Source organism: Streptomyces omiyaensis (assembly GCF_014650895.1).
In the GTDB taxonomy this organism is placed as follows: Bacteria; Actinomycetota; Actinomycetes; order Streptomycetales; family Streptomycetaceae; genus Streptomyces; species Streptomyces omiyaensis.
Genome location: NZ_BMVV01000010.1, coordinates 117636 through 132013, shown reverse-complemented (window position 1 = coordinate 132013; position 14378 = coordinate 117636). Strand labels below are relative to the sequence as shown.

Sequence of the window (14378 nt, the reverse complement as noted above, 5' to 3'; positions counted from 1 at the left end):
CGTCACCCTTCCGTACGATCTGAGGCGTGGTGGAACAGGGGTGCGGCGCGCGACGGCCGGGGGGAGCGCTGCTCGCCCTGCTCCTCGCGCTCGCCGCCCTCGTCGGCTGCGGCACCGCAGCCCGGCCCGCCGACCCGGCCCTCCGCGAGGTCCAGGCCCTCCTGGACCGGCACGCCGAGGCGCTCCTCGACCGCGACGAGACCGCCTGGCTCGCCGCCGCCGCGCCCTCCTACACGGCCGCCGCCCGCACCGAGTTCCGCCGGCTCGCCGGGGTGCCGCTGGCCGGCTGGGAGTACCGTGTCACCGGCGTCGACCGGACCGGCGAGGGCCGGATCACCGCCCGCGTCGAGCGCGGCCACCGGATCGCGGGGTACGACCGGGGCGTCCTCGGCGCCGACCGGGTCGTGGAGCTGGCCGAGCGCGACGGGCGCTGGTACGTGACGGGGGAGCGGGCCGCCGAGGGCGCCCCGGTGCGGCTCTGGGACCAGGGCGAGGTCACGGCGGTGCGCGGCGCCCGCTCGCTGGTCCTCGGCGTCGGCCAGGACCGGGACCGGCTGGCGGAGATCGCCCGCCTCGCGGACCGGGCGGTGCCCGCCGTCGACGCGGTCTGGAGCCCCGAGTGGGCCCGCCGGGTCCTCGTCCTCGTCCCCGCCTCCCTCGACGACATGGGCGGCCTCCTCGCGCAGGACGGCTCGCAGTACCGGGGGATAGCGGCGGTCACCACCGGCGAGACCGAGCGGCGGGCGACCTCGCCCGCGGACCGGGTGATCGTCAACCCGGAGGCGTACGGGGTGCTGGGCGACTTCGGCCGGGGGCTGATCCTCACCCACGAGACCGTCCACGTCGCCACCCGCGCCCACACCTCGCCGTCCACCCCGGTCTGGCTCTCCGAGGGCTTCGCCGACTGGGTCGCCTACCGCGGCGGCGACCGGACCCCCGCCCAGGCCGCCCCCGAGCTGCGGCGGGCCGTCGAGGCCGGCGATCCGCCCGCCGCCCTCCCCGAGGACGCCGACTTCGCCTTCTCCGGCGACTCCGGCGCGCTGGCCCGCGCCTACGAGACCGGCTGGCTGGCCTGCGCGATGATCGCCGACCGCTGGGGCGAGGAGCGGCTGGCCGCCTTCTACCGCGAGGTCGGCGCCCACCCGGGCCGGGACGGCGCCGTGGAGAGCGCGCTGCGGAAGGTGCTGGACACGAGCGCGGAGGAGTTCACCGCCGACTGGCGGACGTATCTGCGCGAGGAGCTGGGCTAGACCGTCCCCTTCCGGGCCCTGCCCGGCCCGCGGGACCCGGAGGGGACGGCCTGGGTCCCGGACGGGCCGGCGGTCCGGGCGTCGAGTTCGGCGAGGGCCTCGGCGAGCCAGGCCTTCTCCTCGGTGCCGGTGGCGCGGGCGACGCGGAGCATGCCGCGGCGGAAGAGGTCGGGCTCCGCCTCGACGGTGGCCGGGGCGCCGTCCTCGTAGAAGAAGCTGGCCGGGGTGAGCAGGAAGGCCTGGCGGCGGCGGAGGACGGCGGCCTGGGCGGCCGGGTCCGGCAGCAGGCCGAGGAAGGTCAGCACGGTGAAGAAGCGCTGGCCGTCGGTGATCTCGGCGTCCTTGGGGGAGCGGAGCCGGGCGAGCAGCTCGGCGCGGCCGCCGGGGGTGAGCGAGAGGGTGCGGCGGGGGGCGGCGCCGGTGCCGTCCTCGGCCGCACCGCCGCCCTCGCCGCCGGAGCGGCCGCGCTCCGCCGCCCACCCGCTGCTCAGGGCCGCCCGGGCCGCCCCGCGGGCCGGGAGCCTCGCCGCGGCCGTGCGCCGCACGGCCGCCACCGGACTGCCGATGGCGGCCGACTTCACCGTCCGGATGGGCGGCGCGCTCGCCCTCGTCGCCGTCGTCGCCCGGCTCGGCGTCACCGAGACCGCCGCCTACGGCATCGCCACCAAGGGCATGTACGTCGCCACCATGGCCTTCTACGCCGTGCGCCAGGCCGCCGCCATCCACACCGCCCACCTGCGCGGCGCGGGGACGGACGGACGGCGGGCCGTCGCCCGCGCGGCCGCCCTCCTCGGGACCGGGCTCGGGGCGGGCTTCGCGGCGGCGCTCTGGGCCGGGGCGGACGGGGTGATGCGGCTCTTCGGGGCCGGACCCGAGGTGGCCGCGGCGGGCGCGCTCTTCCTGCGCTGCCTCGTGGGGTACCTGCCCCTCATGGGCGGCTTCATCGCCGCCGCCGGGGTCTTCGAGGGCGCCGGGGCGGGCCGCCGCCCGGCCGGGATCACCGTCGCCGGCGTCCTCCTCCAGCTGCCGCTCGCCCTCGCCCTGTCGGGGCTCGGGCTCCCCGGCGTGTGCCTGGCCATGACGCTCGCCATGGGCGCGCAGGGCGGCGCGATGGCGCTGCTGCACCGCCGTGCCGTCCGCGCCGCTCAGGCCGAGCGGGTCAGCACCCTCTCGGGCTCCGGCTGACCCTCCGGGACCGGGATGACCGTGCCGGCCTCGGTGACCGTGTGCTTCCACAGGATCCGGCAGGCCATCAGGGTCGCCGCGATCAGCAGGCCGTTGCGCAGGAACAGCACGCCGATGCCCAGCCAGTCGCTCTGCGTCACGTGCGAGAACCAGACCGGGAACTCGAACTGCGTCACCGCCGTCGCCCACAGGATCAGGTACGCCGGCGTCCGCATCCGGCTCGACCGGTACACCAGGCAGACCGCGGCGAGACCGACCAGCCAGATCATGTACTGGGGGGAGATCACCCGGCTCGTGGCGGTGAAGAGCAGCACCGCCACGAAGGCCGCGTCCGCCACCGTCGACGAGGTGAAGCGGCGCGCCTTGAAGCGCCAGAGCAGCAGCCAGCCGAAGGCGGCCGCGGTCAGAGCCATCGCGCCCTTCGACACCCAGGAGACGTACGGGCCGAGGAACTCGATCGAGCCGTAGTTCATCCGCGCCTCGCCGTCCCAGCCGAAGTGCCGGGCCACGTGGAAGACCATCGCGCCCAGCGACTCGACCTCGGTGCCCCGCTCGCTCTGGAAGGAGAGGAAGGCCAGCCCGCCCGGCATCCAGACCATGCACAGCGCCAGCACGCCCGCCGCCGTCCCGGCCGCCACCGGCCAGGAGCGCCAGGTCGCCCGGCCCTTCGGGGTGCCCGCCAGGATCAGCGCCGGCCACACCTTCAGCACCGCGCCGAATCCGGCGAGCGCCCCCAGCACCCGGGGGCTGCGGATCGCGGCGAGCAGGCCCGCCACGGCGACCGCGGTGACCATGATGTCGTAGCGCGCGTAGGCGGTCGGGCCCATCAGCGGCACCGCCGCCAGCCAGAGCCACGCGCCCCGCATCGAACGGCCCGGACGGCCGCCGGTGTACACCAGCAGCCCGAAGACCAGGGCGTCGCAGAGGAAGGCCAGCACGAAGAACGCGGCCGAGTAGCCGAGGAAGGGCAGCAGCGCGGGGGAGAGGATCGCGAGGGCGGCGGCCGGCGGGTACTGCCAGGTGACGTCGTCCTGCGGGTACGTGCCGGTCTTCAGGACCTCGTACCAGCTCTGGTAGATCTGCTCCACGTCGCTGGTGACGTCCGGCCCGGGCACGACCACGATCTTGAAGACGCACACCAGCAGGATGATCCTGGTCAGGGCCCACAGACCCAGCGGAAGACGCAATTCCCGCAGCCGCCCAGCCGTGCGCGAGCCGATCTCCACTGCGCCCGTCATACCTGTCCTGTTCCTGTCCTGTCGGTCCGCTCGCGCGGAGAGGGGTGGTGCCGGGCGAAGGGTGCGGTCGCGTGCCATCACGTACTGTCTGTCGCGATGCACAAGACCCTGATCGTAACCAACGACTTCCCGCCGCGTCCCGGCGGAATCCAGGCGTTCCTGCACAACATGGCGTTGCGACTGGACCCCGACCGGCTCGTGGTCTACGCCTCCACGTGGAAGCGAGGCCGCGAAGGTGCGGAGGCCACCGCTCTGTTCGACGCGGAACAGCCTTTCACGGTTGTCCGGGACCGCACCACCATGCTGTTGCCCACACCACGGGTGACCGCCCGGGCGACCGCGCTGCTGCGCGAGCACGGCTGCACGTCGGTCTGGTTCGGCGCCGCCGCGCCCCTCGGACTGATGGCCCCGGCGCTGCGCCGGGCCGGTGCGGAGCGGCTGGTCGCCACCACCCACGGGCACGAGGCCGGCTGGGCCCAGCTGCCCGCCGCCCGGCAGCTGCTGCGCCGGATCGGCGAGGGCACGGACACGATCACCTACCTCGGCGAGTACACCCGCTCCCGGATCGCCTCCGCCCTCACCCCGGCCGCCGCGGACCGGATGGTGCAGCTGCCGCCCGGCGTCGACGAGAAGACCTTCCACCCCGGCTCCGGCGGCGACGGGGTCCGGGCCCGCCTCGGCCTCACCGACCGCCCGGTCGTGGTCTGCGTCTCCCGCCTCGTCCCGCGCAAGGGACAGGACACCCTGATCCGGGCCCTGCCCGAGATCCTGCGGCGGGTGCCGGACGCCGTGCTGCTGATCGTCGGCGGCGGCCCGTACGAGAAGGAGCTGCGCCGGCTCGCCGACGAGACCGGCGTCGCCGCCTCCGTCCGCTTCACCGGCGCCGTCCCCTGGTCGGAGCTGCCCGCCCACTACGGCGCCGGCGACGTCTTCGCCATGCCCTGCCGCACCCGCCGCGGCGGCCTCGACGTCGAGGGGCTCGGCATCGTCTACCTGGAGGCCTCCGCGACCGGCCTCCCGGTCGTCGCCGGCGACTCCGGCGGCGCCCCCGACGCCGTCCTCGACGGCGAGACCGGCTGGGTCGTCCGCGGCGGGTCCGCCGGGGACACCGCCGACCGCGTCGCCACCCTCCTGCTCGACCCGGAGCTCCGCGCCCGCATGGGTGAGCGCGGCCGCGCCTGGGTGGAGGAGAAGTGGCGCTGGGACCTGCTGGCGGAACGGCTCAGAGAACTGCTGTGACCCGGACACGGGGGAGGGGCCCGGCGCACGCGCCGGGCCCCTCCCCCGTGGACTCACTTGCTGTAGATCGCCTCGATCTCGTCCGCGAAGTCCTTCGCCACCACGTTCCGCTTCAGCTTCAGCGACGGGGTGATGTGGCCCGCCTCCTCGGTGAACTGGGACGCCAGGACGCGGAACTTGCGGACCGACTCCGCCTTGGAGACCGCCGCGTTGCCGTCGTCGATCGCCCGCTGGACCTCGGCGAGCAGCTCGGGGTCCTCCCGGAGCACGCGGGCGCCGGCGTCGGTGGGCTTGCCGTGCTCGCTCGCCCAGCGGCCCAGGAACTCCTCGTCGAGCGTCACCAGCGCGCCGACGAACGGACGCCCGTCGCCGACCACCATGCACTCCGCCACCAGGGCGTGGGCGCGGATCCGGTCCTCGATGACCGCCGGGGCGACGTTCTTGCCGCCCGCCGTCACCAGGATCTCCTTCTTCCGGCCGGTGATCGCGAGGTAGCCGTCCTCGTCGAGGGTGCCGATGTCACCGGTGTGGAACCAGCCGTCCGCCAGCGCCTCGGCCGTCGCCGCCCCGTTGTTCCAGTACCCCGTGAAGATGTGCTCGCCGTGCAGCAGCACCTCGCCGTCGTCGGCGATCCGCACCACCGAGCCCGGCAGCGGCTGGCCGACCGTGCCGATCTTCGGCCGGTCCCACGGGTTGAAGGCGGTCGCCGCGCACGACTCCGTCAGGCCGTACCCCTCCAGGACGGTGAAGCCGATGCCCCGGAAGAAGTGGCCGAGCCGCTCGCCCAGCGGCGCGCCGCCGGAGATCGCGTACTCGCCCCGCCCGCCGAGCACCGCCCGCAGCTTCGAGTAGACCAGCTTGTCGAAGACCTTGTGCTTGAGCTTCAGCCCGAAGGACGGGCCCTGCGGGGTGGCGAGGGCGCGGCTGTAGGCGATGGCCGTGTGCGCGGCCTTGTCGAAGATCTTGCCCTTGCCGTCGGCCTGCGCCTTGGCCCGCGCCGAGTTGTAGACCTTCTCGAAGACGCGCGGCACGCCCAGGATCAGCGTCGGGCGGAAGGAGGCCAGCTCGTCCGTGAGGGTCTTGATGTCCGGGAGGCAGCCCAGGCGGATCGGGGCCATCACCGAGGCCACCTCGATCAGCCGGCCGAAGACGTGCGCCGCCGGGAGGAAGAGCAGGACCGAGGACTCGCCGGTGCGGAAGAGCGGCTTCAGGCGCTCCACCACGTTGCCGCACTCGGCGAAGAACGCCCGGTGGGTCAGCACGCACCCCTTGGGGCGGCCCGTCGTGCCCGAGGTGTAGACGATGGTCGCCGGGTCGTCCGCGTTCGCCGCCGACATCCGCGCGTCCAGCGTCTCGTCCGCGACCTCCGCGCCGGCCGCCGTCAGCGACGCGATCGCGTCGTCCTCGATCTGCCACACGCCCCCGAGCGCCGGCAGCTCGCCGCGCACGGACTCCACGGCCGCCTGGTGCGCCGCCGACTCCACGACCGCCAGCGAGGCGCCCGAGTCGCCGAGGATCCACTGGATCTGCTCCGGCGAGCTGGTCTCGTACACCGGCACGGTCACGCCGCCGGCGCTCCAGATCGCGAAGTCGAGGAGCACCCACTCGTAGCGGGTGCGGGAGAGCAGCGCGACCCGGTCGCCGACCCCGACGCCGGCCGCGATCAGGCCCTTGGCCGCACCGCGGACCTCGGCGAGGAACTCCTTGGCGGTGACGTCCGTCCACACGCCGTCGGCCTTGCGGCCCATCACGGCGACGTCTGGGTGCTGGGAGGCGTTGCGGCGGATGAGATCCGTCAGGTTGCCGTCCGAAGGGACCTCGTACAGGGCCGGAAGGCTGAACTCGCGCAAGACTGCTGCTCCTCATCGGGCTCCGGTGCCACGGCTCTGTGTGACGCACCGGTGCGGTCCATGATCGGGCAGGTGCTCGTGGGGGTGAGCACGACTGTGGACTGCCCGGACGTTACCCACCAGTACGTGGTTCCCGATAGGGGGTCCCGGCCAGATGTTCCGTGCGTCACACCAGCGTGACGGCGCTCTCCGCACAGTAATCCACAGCTTTCCCGACTCCCAAGTAACCGCAGGTCCGACGCCCTAAGGTGGGTGCCATGCGAGTCCACGTGGTCAGCGACGTGCACGGCAACTCCGACGCCCTCGCCCGGGCGGGAGACGGCGCCGACGCCCTCATATGCCTCGGCGACCTGGTCCTCTTCCTCGACTACGCCGACCACAGCAGGGGCATCTTCCCCGACCTCTTCGGCGTGGCGAACGCCGACCGCCTCGTCGAGCTGCGCACCGCCCGCCGCTTCGACGAGGCCCGCGACCTGGGCCGCAGCCTCTGGGCCGGACTCGCCGTCGACCGCGAGACCGCCATCGAGACCGCCGTCCGCCGCCAGTACGCCGAGCTCTTCGCCGCCTTCCCCACCCCCACCTACGCCACCTACGGCAACGTCGACATCCCCGCCCTCTGGCCCGAGTACGCCGCCCCCGGCACCACCGTCCTCGACGGGCAGCGGATCGAGCTCGGCGGCCTCGTCCTCGGCTTCGTCGGTGGCGGCCTGCGCACCCCCATGCGCACCCCCTACGAGATCTCCGACGAGGAGTACGCCGCCAAGGTCGAGGCCCTCGGCGAGGTCGACGTCCTCTGCTCCCACATCCCGCCGGACGTCCCCGACCTCACCTACGACACCGTCGCCCGCCGCTTCGAGCGCGGCAGCCGCGCCCTCCTCGACGCCATCCGCCGCACCCGGCCCCGCTACGCCCTCTTCGGCCACGTCCACCAGCCGCTGGCCCGCCGGATGCGGATCGGCGCCACCGAATGCGTGAACGTCGGCCACTTCGCCGCCACCGGACGGCCCTTCGCCCTGGAGTGGTGACGGGGGCGACACGGGGGCGCGATAGCCTTCCGTCGGCACGTGTGTGCCCCGATGTACGCCCGCCGGACCGCACAGTGGAGGAGCCACCGCGATGGCCGAACACACCAGCTCGAGCATCACCATCGAGGCGGCGCCGGCCGACGTCATGGGTGTGATCGCCGACTTCGCCCGCTACCCCGACTGGACCGGCGAGGTCACCCAGGCCGAGGTCCTGGAGACCGACGACGCCGGCCGCGCCGAGAAGGTCCGCCTCGTCCTCGACGCCGGCGCCATCAAGGACGACCACACCCTCGCGTACACCTGGACCGGGTCCGACGAGGTCAGCTGGACCCTGGTGAAGTCCCAGATGCTGCGCTCCCTCGACGGCTCCTACCGCCTCACCCCGCTCGGCGGCGACCGCACCGAGGTCACCTACCAGCTCACCGTCGACGTCAAGATCCCCATGCTCGGCATGATCAAGCGCAAGGCCGAGAAGGTCATCATCGACCGCGCCCTCGCCGGCCTGAAGAAGCGCGTGGAGTCCCGGGCCTGAGCCCCGGGCGCCCGCGGACCGGGGCCCGGACCCCGGCGGGACCGCGATAGCGTCACCCGCATGCGGATCATCCTCGTCACCGGAGCCGGCGGCGCCGGGCGCACCACGGTCGCCACCGCGACCGCCCTCGCCGAGGCCCACGCGGGCCGCCGCGTGCTGCTCGTCCCCGGCGACGCGGACCCGGCGCGCCCCGGACCCGCCGCCGGTGCGGCCCGCGCCGCCGGACCCGGGACGCTCACCGTCCTGCGGCCCGACCCCGCCGGCGACTTCCGGCGGGAGTTCCTCGCCCTCCAGGCCCGCTCCGGGACCGTCCTCGACCTCCTCGGCGCCTCGCCGTTCGAGGACGCCGAGCTCACCGAACTGCCCGGCAGCCGCCAGTTCGCCCTGCTCCGCGCGGTCCGCGAGGCCGCCGCCGGCGACCACGACCTCGCCGTCGTCGACCTGCCGCCGCTGCGCGAGGCGCTCACCGTCCTCGCCCTCCCCGAGCAGCTCCGCCGCTACCTGCGCCGCCTGCTGCCGCCCGAGCGGCAGGCCGCCCGCGCGCTGCGTCCGATGCTCGCCCAGCTCGCCGGCGTCCCCATGCCCGCCCAGTGGCTGTACGAGACCACCGCCCGCTGGGAGCGGGAGCTCGCCGCCGTCCAGGCCGTCGTCGAGTCCCCGGACACCACCGTCCGGCTCGTCGTCGAACCCGGCCCGGCCGCCGCCGCCACCCTCCGCGACGCCCGCCTCGGCCTCGCCCTCCAGGGCCTCGCCCTCGACGCGGTGATCGCCAACCGGCTGCTCCCCGCCGCCTCCGAGGACCCCTGGCTCGCCGCCCTCACCGCCCAGCAGCACCGCCACCTGGCGGAGCTCCGCGCCGGCGCCGGGGACCTCCTGCACGAGCTGCCGCACCTCGGACGCGACCCCCGCGGCCCCGAGGACCTCGCCCTGCTCGCCGCGGGCCCCGGTCTCCCGCCCGCCGCGGCCCCCGCGCCGTCCGTCGAGGACCGGCGCGCCGAGGACGGCGTCCTCGTCTGGCACCTGCCGCTGCCCGGCGCCGTCAAGCAGGAGCTCTCCCTCGTCCGCAGGGGTGACGAACTGCTGCTCGGCGCCGGACCCTTCCGCCGCACCCTGCCCCTCCCGCCCGTCCTGCGCCGCTGCACCGTCACCGGCGCCGGCCTCGTCGACGGCGACCTCGCGATCCGCTTCGCCCCCGACCCCGGACTCTGGCCCAGGCCCTCCTGACCTCCGCCCCCGGCGTGTACCGTCGAAAGGTAGGGAAGCGACGGAGGAGTACGCCATGAGCAGCGATGACGCCTGGGCCGACGCGTGCGCCGAGGACCTGGCGGCGGAGAAGGCCCGCCGCCGCGCCGAGCACGGCGAGGAGCCGGGCTCGCCCGCCGAGGAGTTCCGCAGGCTCTTCGAGGCCGTCGCCGAGAAGCTGACCGGCGGACTCGGCGCCGCCGCCCCGCTGTTCGGCGGGCAGAACGCGGCCGCGGCCGCCGACCGGGCCGCCGAGACCGTCAAGGGCCTCGTCAACCAGGCGAAGGCCGCCGTCGAGCCGGTCATCGAGCGCAATCCGCAGGTCTTCGACCACCTGGCCGCCGCCGGCAGCGAGCTCCTCGCCGCCTACCGCTCTGCCGTCGAGGCCCACGAGACCCGCTGGACCCGGGGCCCCGACCTGGCCGAGGACGATCCCCGCAGGGCCGCCGACACCCCCGCCGACACCCCGGACGGGCCCCGCGAAGACCCCGACGACCGCGGGGACGGCCCCGTCACCGGCCGCCCCATCGATCTGGACTGATCAGTAAGGCGCCTCCCCCTCGGGTACGGTGGGCCCTAGCGGGGCTCGACCGAAAACTGAGGGATTCATGGGACTCACCATCGGCGTCGACATCGGCGGCACGAAGATCGCGGCCGGCGTGGTCGACGAGGAGGGCAACATCCTCGACACGCATACGGTGCCGACCCCGCCGACCCCCGAGGGCATCGTCGACGCCATCTCCTCCGCCGTCTCCGAGGCCGGCAAGGGGCACGCGATCGAGGCCGTCGGCATCGGCGCGGCCGGCTACGTCGACGACAAGCGGGCCACCGTCCTCTTCGCGCCGAACATCGACTGGCGGCACGAGCCGCTGAAGGACAAGGTCGAGCAGCGCGTCGGCCTCCCCGTCGTCGTGGAGAACGACGCCAACGCGGCCGCCTGGGGCGAGTACCGCTTCGGCGCCGGCCAGGGCCACGAGGACGTCATCTGCATCACCCTCGGCACCGGCCTCGGCGGCGGCATCATCATCGGCAACAAGCTGCGCCGCGGACGCTTCGGCGTCGCCGCCGAGTTCGGCCACATCCGGGTCGTCCCCGACGGCCTGCTGTGCGGCTGCGGCAGCCAGGGCTGCTGGGAGCAGTACGCCTCCGGCCGCGCCCTGGTCCGCTACGCCCGGCAGCGCGCCGCCGCCACCCCCGAGAACGCCGAGGTCCTCCTCGGGCTCGGCGACGGCACCCCCGAGGGCGTCCAGGGCAAGCACGTCAGCGAGGCCGCCCGCGCGGGCGACCCGGTCGCCATCGACTCCTTCCGCGAGCTGGCCCGCTGGGCCGGCGCCGGCCTGGCCGACCTCGCCTCGCTCTTCGACCCCTCCGCCTTCATCGTCGGCGGCGGCGTCTCGGACGAGGGCGAGCTCGTCCTCGACCCGATCCGGAAGTCCTTCCGGCGCTGGCTGATCGGCGGCACCTACCGTCCGCACGCCCAGGTGCTCGCCGCCCAGCTCGGCAACAAGGCCGGTCTGGTCGGCGCCGCGGACCTGGCCCGCCAGGGCTGACCCGGCGGCCCCCGGGGCCGTCGTCCATACCGGTCGATGCCCGCCGCGCCCTCTGGGGCGGGGCGGGCATCCGGCCTATGTTGGGTCCATGGCTCTCGACGCGATCGGCGCGCTGCCCGCCTCCCGTACCGAGCCGGACGGTTCGGCCGTGGTCCGGATCCTCAGCTACAACCTGCGCTCGATGCGCGACGACGAGGACGCCCTCGCCCGGGTGATCCGGGCCTGCGCCCCCGACGTGGTGCTCGCCCAGGAGGCCCCGCGCTTCTTCCGCTGGCGCAAGCACGCGGCCCGGCTCGCCGCCAGGAGCGAGCTGGTCGTCCTCTCCGGCGGCGCCACCGCCGCGGGACCGCTGCTGCTCTGCTCGCTGCGGGCCACCGTCGAGCGGACCGAGGACGTGCTGCTGCCGCGCACCCCCGGCCTGCACCGGCGCGGCCTCGCCACCGCCGTCGTCCGCTTCGGGGCCGCCCGGCTGGGCCTCGTCAGCTGCCACCTGAGCCTGTCGAAGGAGGAGCGGTACGCCCAGGCGGGGCTGGTCCTCGACCGGGTCGCCGCGCTGGGCACCCCGTACACCGTCGTCGCCGGCGACCTCAACGAGGACCCCGGCGGTCCCGCCTTCACCCGGCTCACCGGGACCCTCCGCGACGGCTGGGAGGCCCGACCGCTGGGAGTCGGGAACACCTTCCCCGGCTCCGCCCCGCGCCGCCGGATCGACGCCGTCCTCGCGACGGAGGGCGTCGAGTTCCTCGGCTGCGGGGTCCCGGACGGACCGGACCCCGCCGACCTGGCCGCCGCCACCGATCACCTCCCGGTGCTGGCGGCGGTCAGGCTGCGGGCTCCGGCCGGGGCCTGAGGAGCGCGGACGGGCGGGTCACACCACCGCGCCGCGGCCCGGGTCGTCGTAGCCGTCGCCGTCCTCGTCGTCGCCCTTCATCCGGGCCACCAGGGTCGCGAAGCCGCCCAGGAAGCCGCCGATGCACAGGGTGGTCAGCCACCACGTCATGTCCCACCGGAAGAGGACCGCGACCAGCATCAGGACCGGGCCGCCGACCACCGCGAGCCAGGCGAACTTGGTGGTGGTGTCGGCCTCCGGCAGCGGCGGCGGCTCCGGCGGCACGAAGTGCCCCTCCTCCGAGCGGCCCCCTCCGGTCTCCTCCGGCTCGGCCAGGCTGTAGTCGCGCGGACCGCCGCTCGGGCGCACCCCGGGCGCGAAGACGACCGAACTGCCCAGGGCCGGCTTCCCGTCGCCGTCGCCCGCCTCGGGGCCCGGCTCCGGTTCCGGCTCGGCCGCCGGCGCGGTCTCCCGCTTCGGCTCCGGCCGGGACTTGTCCGGCTTCGGCACGTCACCGCCCGAGGCGGCCCGGGCCTCGCGGGCCTCCAGCTCCTCCGGCTCGGGCAGCCTCAGGTTCTCGATCGGCCGGAAGGGCCGCGCCCCCGGCGGGTCCGAGGGCTCCTCGCCGTACCCCGCGACGATCGCGGCCCACGCGGCCTCCTCGTCGATGGGCTGCGGCTCCCGCTCGCCGCCGTCCTGCTGGTCAGCCACCGCTCCTGCTCCCCTTCCCGCCCACCAGACCCGGGGCGAGACGCTCGACGAACGCCAGACTCTCCGCGAAGATCCGCTCCGCGTCATGGTCCAACGTCGCCACGTGGTAGCTCTGTTCCAGCAGGACCTCCCGGACGTCCGTCGAGGAGACCCGGCTGAGCACCCGGGCCGAGTCGGCCGGCGGCACCACGTGGTCCTGCGGGCTGTGCAGCAGCAGGAGGGGCTGGGTGACCTGCGGCAGCTCGCCGTCGACCAGCCGGAAGAACTGCCGCAGCGAGTGCGCCGCGTGCAACGGGACCCGGGTGTACCCGACCTCGGTAGTCCCCTCCTTCGCGATGTCGTTGGCGACGCCCTTCGTCGTCGGGACGAGGTGCCGCACCACCGGCAGCGCGTGCGCGGCGAGGCCGTGCACCTTGTTCCCCGGGTTGACGAGGACGATGCCGCGGACGGCGTCGCCGTGCTTCGCGGCGAGCCGCAGGGTCAGCGCGCCGCCCATGGAGAGACCGAAGACGAAGACGGTGGAGCAGCGGGCGGTCAGCTCGCGCAGCGCCCGGTCCACCTCCGCGTACCAGTCGTGCCAGGTGGTGAGCTGCATGTCCTGCCAGCGGGTGCCGTGCCCCGGCAGCAGGGGCACCGACACCGTCAGACCGCGCTCCGCGAGGTACTCGGCCCACGGGCGCATCGACTGCGGGGAACCGGTGAATCCGTGACAGAGAAGGACGCCGACCTCTCCGCCCTCATGGCGGTACGGCTCGGCTCCGGGAAGGACCGGCACCGGGGTCTCCTGTTCGGTTGCGGCTCCGGCGCGTCGTGGGCGCCGGAGTCGTACGGCGATGGGGGAAGGACCTTCACGGTACGCGACCGGACCGACACCGACCAGGGCCGCAGCGGGGGCGGCCGGTCGGCACGGGATAAAGTCGGGACGACGGCACACGGAAGGCATGGCGAGTTGATCTACGGCGCAATGAAGTTCTCCCTCGGAGGGTCCCTGAAGCTCGCCTTCCGGCCCTGGGTGGAGGGCTTGGAGAACGTGCCCGCCGAGGGTCCCGCGATCCTGGCCAGCAATCACCTGTCCTTCTCGGACTCCTTCTTCCTGCCCGCCGTCCTCGACCGCAAGGTCACCTTCATCGCCAAGGCGGAGTACTTCACCACGCCCGGGGTGAAGGGCCGGCTGACCGCCGCCTTCTTCAAGGGCGTCGGCCAGCTCCCGGTGGACCGCTCGGGCGCCCGCGGCGCCGGCGAGGCGGCCATCAAGGCCGGCATCGAGGTCATCGAGGGCGGCGGCCTCTTCGGCATCTACCCCGAGGGCACCCGCTCGCCCGACGGCCGCCTCTACCGCGGCAAGCCCGGCGGGCTCGCCCGGGTGGCGCTGGCCACCGGAGCCCCGGTCATCCCGGTCGCCATGATCGACACCGAGAAGATCCAGCCGCCCGGCAAGATCGTCCCGAAGCTGATGCGCCCGGGGATCCGGATCGGCAAGCCGCTGGACTTCTCCCGCTACCACGGCATGGACGGCGACCGCTTCATCCTGCGCTCGGTGACCGACGAGGTCATGTACGAGATCATGAAGCTGTCCGGCCAGGAGTACGTGGACATCTACGCGACCGCCGCCAAGCGGCAGCTCGCGGAGGCCGAGAAGGCCGCCAAGGAGGCCGTGAAGGCGGAGATCGCCGCACGGGAAGAGTCCGGCGCCTGACCCTCCCGTCAGGGAGTGCCGGCGGGGGGTG

Annotated in this window: 15 protein-coding genes; 10 read left to right on the top strand and 5 right to left on the bottom strand. The window is 74.6% G+C overall.

The genetic code is table 11. From position 1 onward, the window contains the following. Window positions 1–26 precede the first annotated feature (26 nt). Window positions 27–1250: a hypothetical protein gene (locus IE287_RS18750; protein ID WP_189850224.1), complete on the top strand. Its 1224-nt coding sequence runs from the start codon at window positions 27–29 to the stop codon at window positions 1248–1250. Here the strand turns inward: IE287_RS18750 and IE287_RS38595 are convergent. Continuing rightward, the gene (locus IE287_RS38595; RefSeq protein ID WP_229883587.1) at window positions 1247–1741 is read right to left on the bottom strand and encodes a PadR family transcriptional regulator; all 495 of its coding nucleotides are present in this window, start codon (window positions 1739–1741) and stop codon (window positions 1247–1249) included. The genes IE287_RS18750 and IE287_RS38595 overlap by 4 nt on opposite strands. Before the next feature lie 43 nt (window positions 1742–1784). On the opposite strand from IE287_RS38595, the gene IE287_RS38590 reads away from it, so the two are divergent. Further along, window positions 1785–2435 (top strand): MATE family efflux transporter, encoded by a 651-nt coding sequence (locus IE287_RS38590; RefSeq protein WP_229883572.1) that lies wholly within the window; start codon window positions 1785–1787, stop codon window positions 2433–2435. On the opposite strand, the gene IE287_RS18740 is transcribed toward IE287_RS38590, so the two are convergent. Continuing rightward, window positions 2396–3673, bottom strand: a complete 1278-nt coding sequence (locus IE287_RS18740; protein ID WP_189850223.1) for a glycosyltransferase 87 family protein — start codon at window positions 3671–3673, stop codon at window positions 2396–2398. The two genes, IE287_RS38590 and IE287_RS18740, sit on opposite strands and share 40 nt — an antisense overlap. A 96-nt stretch (window positions 3674–3769) precedes the next feature. Between IE287_RS18740 and IE287_RS18735 the strand changes: the two genes are divergently transcribed. After that, window positions 3770–4912, top strand: coding sequence for a glycosyltransferase family 4 protein (locus IE287_RS18735; protein ID WP_189850222.1), 1143 nt, complete (start codon window positions 3770–3772; stop codon window positions 4910–4912). Window positions 4913–4965: 53 nt separating this feature from the next. Here IE287_RS18735 and IE287_RS18730 read toward each other — a convergent pair whose 3' ends face one another. Further along, window positions 4966–6762 (bottom strand): AMP-dependent synthetase/ligase, encoded by a 1797-nt coding sequence (locus IE287_RS18730; protein WP_189850221.1) that lies wholly within the window; start codon window positions 6760–6762, stop codon window positions 4966–4968. Window positions 6763–7019: 257 nt separating this feature from the next. Here IE287_RS18730 and IE287_RS18725 point away from each other — a divergent pair, with 257 nt between their 5' ends. From IE287_RS18725 to IE287_RS18700, 6 genes are all read left to right on the top strand, one after another. Further along, a complete protein-coding gene (locus IE287_RS18725) occupies window positions 7020–7787 on the top strand; it encodes a metallophosphoesterase family protein (protein WP_189850220.1) in 768 nt (255 codons plus the stop codon). Between the two features lie 91 nt (window positions 7788–7878). Beyond that, a complete protein-coding gene (locus tag IE287_RS18720; RefSeq protein WP_189850219.1) occupies window positions 7879–8319 on the top strand; it encodes an SRPBCC family protein in 441 nt (146 codons plus the stop codon). 60 nt (window positions 8320–8379) lie between these two features. Continuing rightward, on the top strand, window positions 8380–9543 hold the full coding sequence (locus tag IE287_RS18715) for an ArsA family ATPase (RefSeq protein ID WP_189850218.1): 1164 nt from the start codon (window positions 8380–8382) through the stop codon (window positions 9541–9543). Window positions 9544–9598: 55 nt separating this feature from the next. Next, complete coding sequence (locus IE287_RS18710) at window positions 9599–10102, top strand: DUF5304 domain-containing protein (RefSeq protein ID WP_189850217.1); 504 nt, start codon at window positions 9599–9601, stop codon at window positions 10100–10102. 67 nt (window positions 10103–10169) lie between these two features. After that, window positions 10170–11111: an ROK family glucokinase gene (locus tag IE287_RS18705; protein WP_189850216.1), complete on the top strand. Its 942-nt coding sequence runs from the start codon at window positions 10170–10172 to the stop codon at window positions 11109–11111. An 88-nt stretch (window positions 11112–11199) separates the two neighbouring features. Then, window positions 11200–11961 carry an endonuclease/exonuclease/phosphatase family protein gene (locus tag IE287_RS18700; protein ID WP_189850215.1) on the top strand — a complete coding sequence of 254 codons (762 nt, stop codon included), beginning with the start codon at window positions 11200–11202 and terminating at the stop codon, window positions 11959–11961. 18 nt (window positions 11962–11979) lie between these two features. Here the strand turns inward: IE287_RS18700 and IE287_RS18695 are convergent, their stop codons facing one another. After that, window positions 11980–12651: a hypothetical protein gene (locus IE287_RS18695; protein WP_189850214.1), complete on the bottom strand. Its 672-nt coding sequence runs from the start codon at window positions 12649–12651 to the stop codon at window positions 11980–11982. Further along, window positions 12644–13426 carry an alpha/beta hydrolase gene (locus IE287_RS18690; RefSeq protein ID WP_189850213.1) on the bottom strand — a complete coding sequence of 261 codons (783 nt, stop codon included), beginning with the start codon at window positions 13424–13426 and terminating at the stop codon, window positions 12644–12646. Before IE287_RS18690 ends, IE287_RS18695 begins: the two co-directional genes overlap by 8 nt. Before the next feature lie 189 nt (window positions 13427–13615). On the opposite strand from IE287_RS18690, the gene IE287_RS18685 reads away from it, so the two are divergent. After that, window positions 13616–14347: a lysophospholipid acyltransferase family protein gene (locus IE287_RS18685; RefSeq protein WP_189850367.1), complete on the top strand. Its 732-nt coding sequence runs from the start codon at window positions 13616–13618 to the stop codon at window positions 14345–14347. Window positions 14348–14378: the final 31 nt, after the last annotated feature.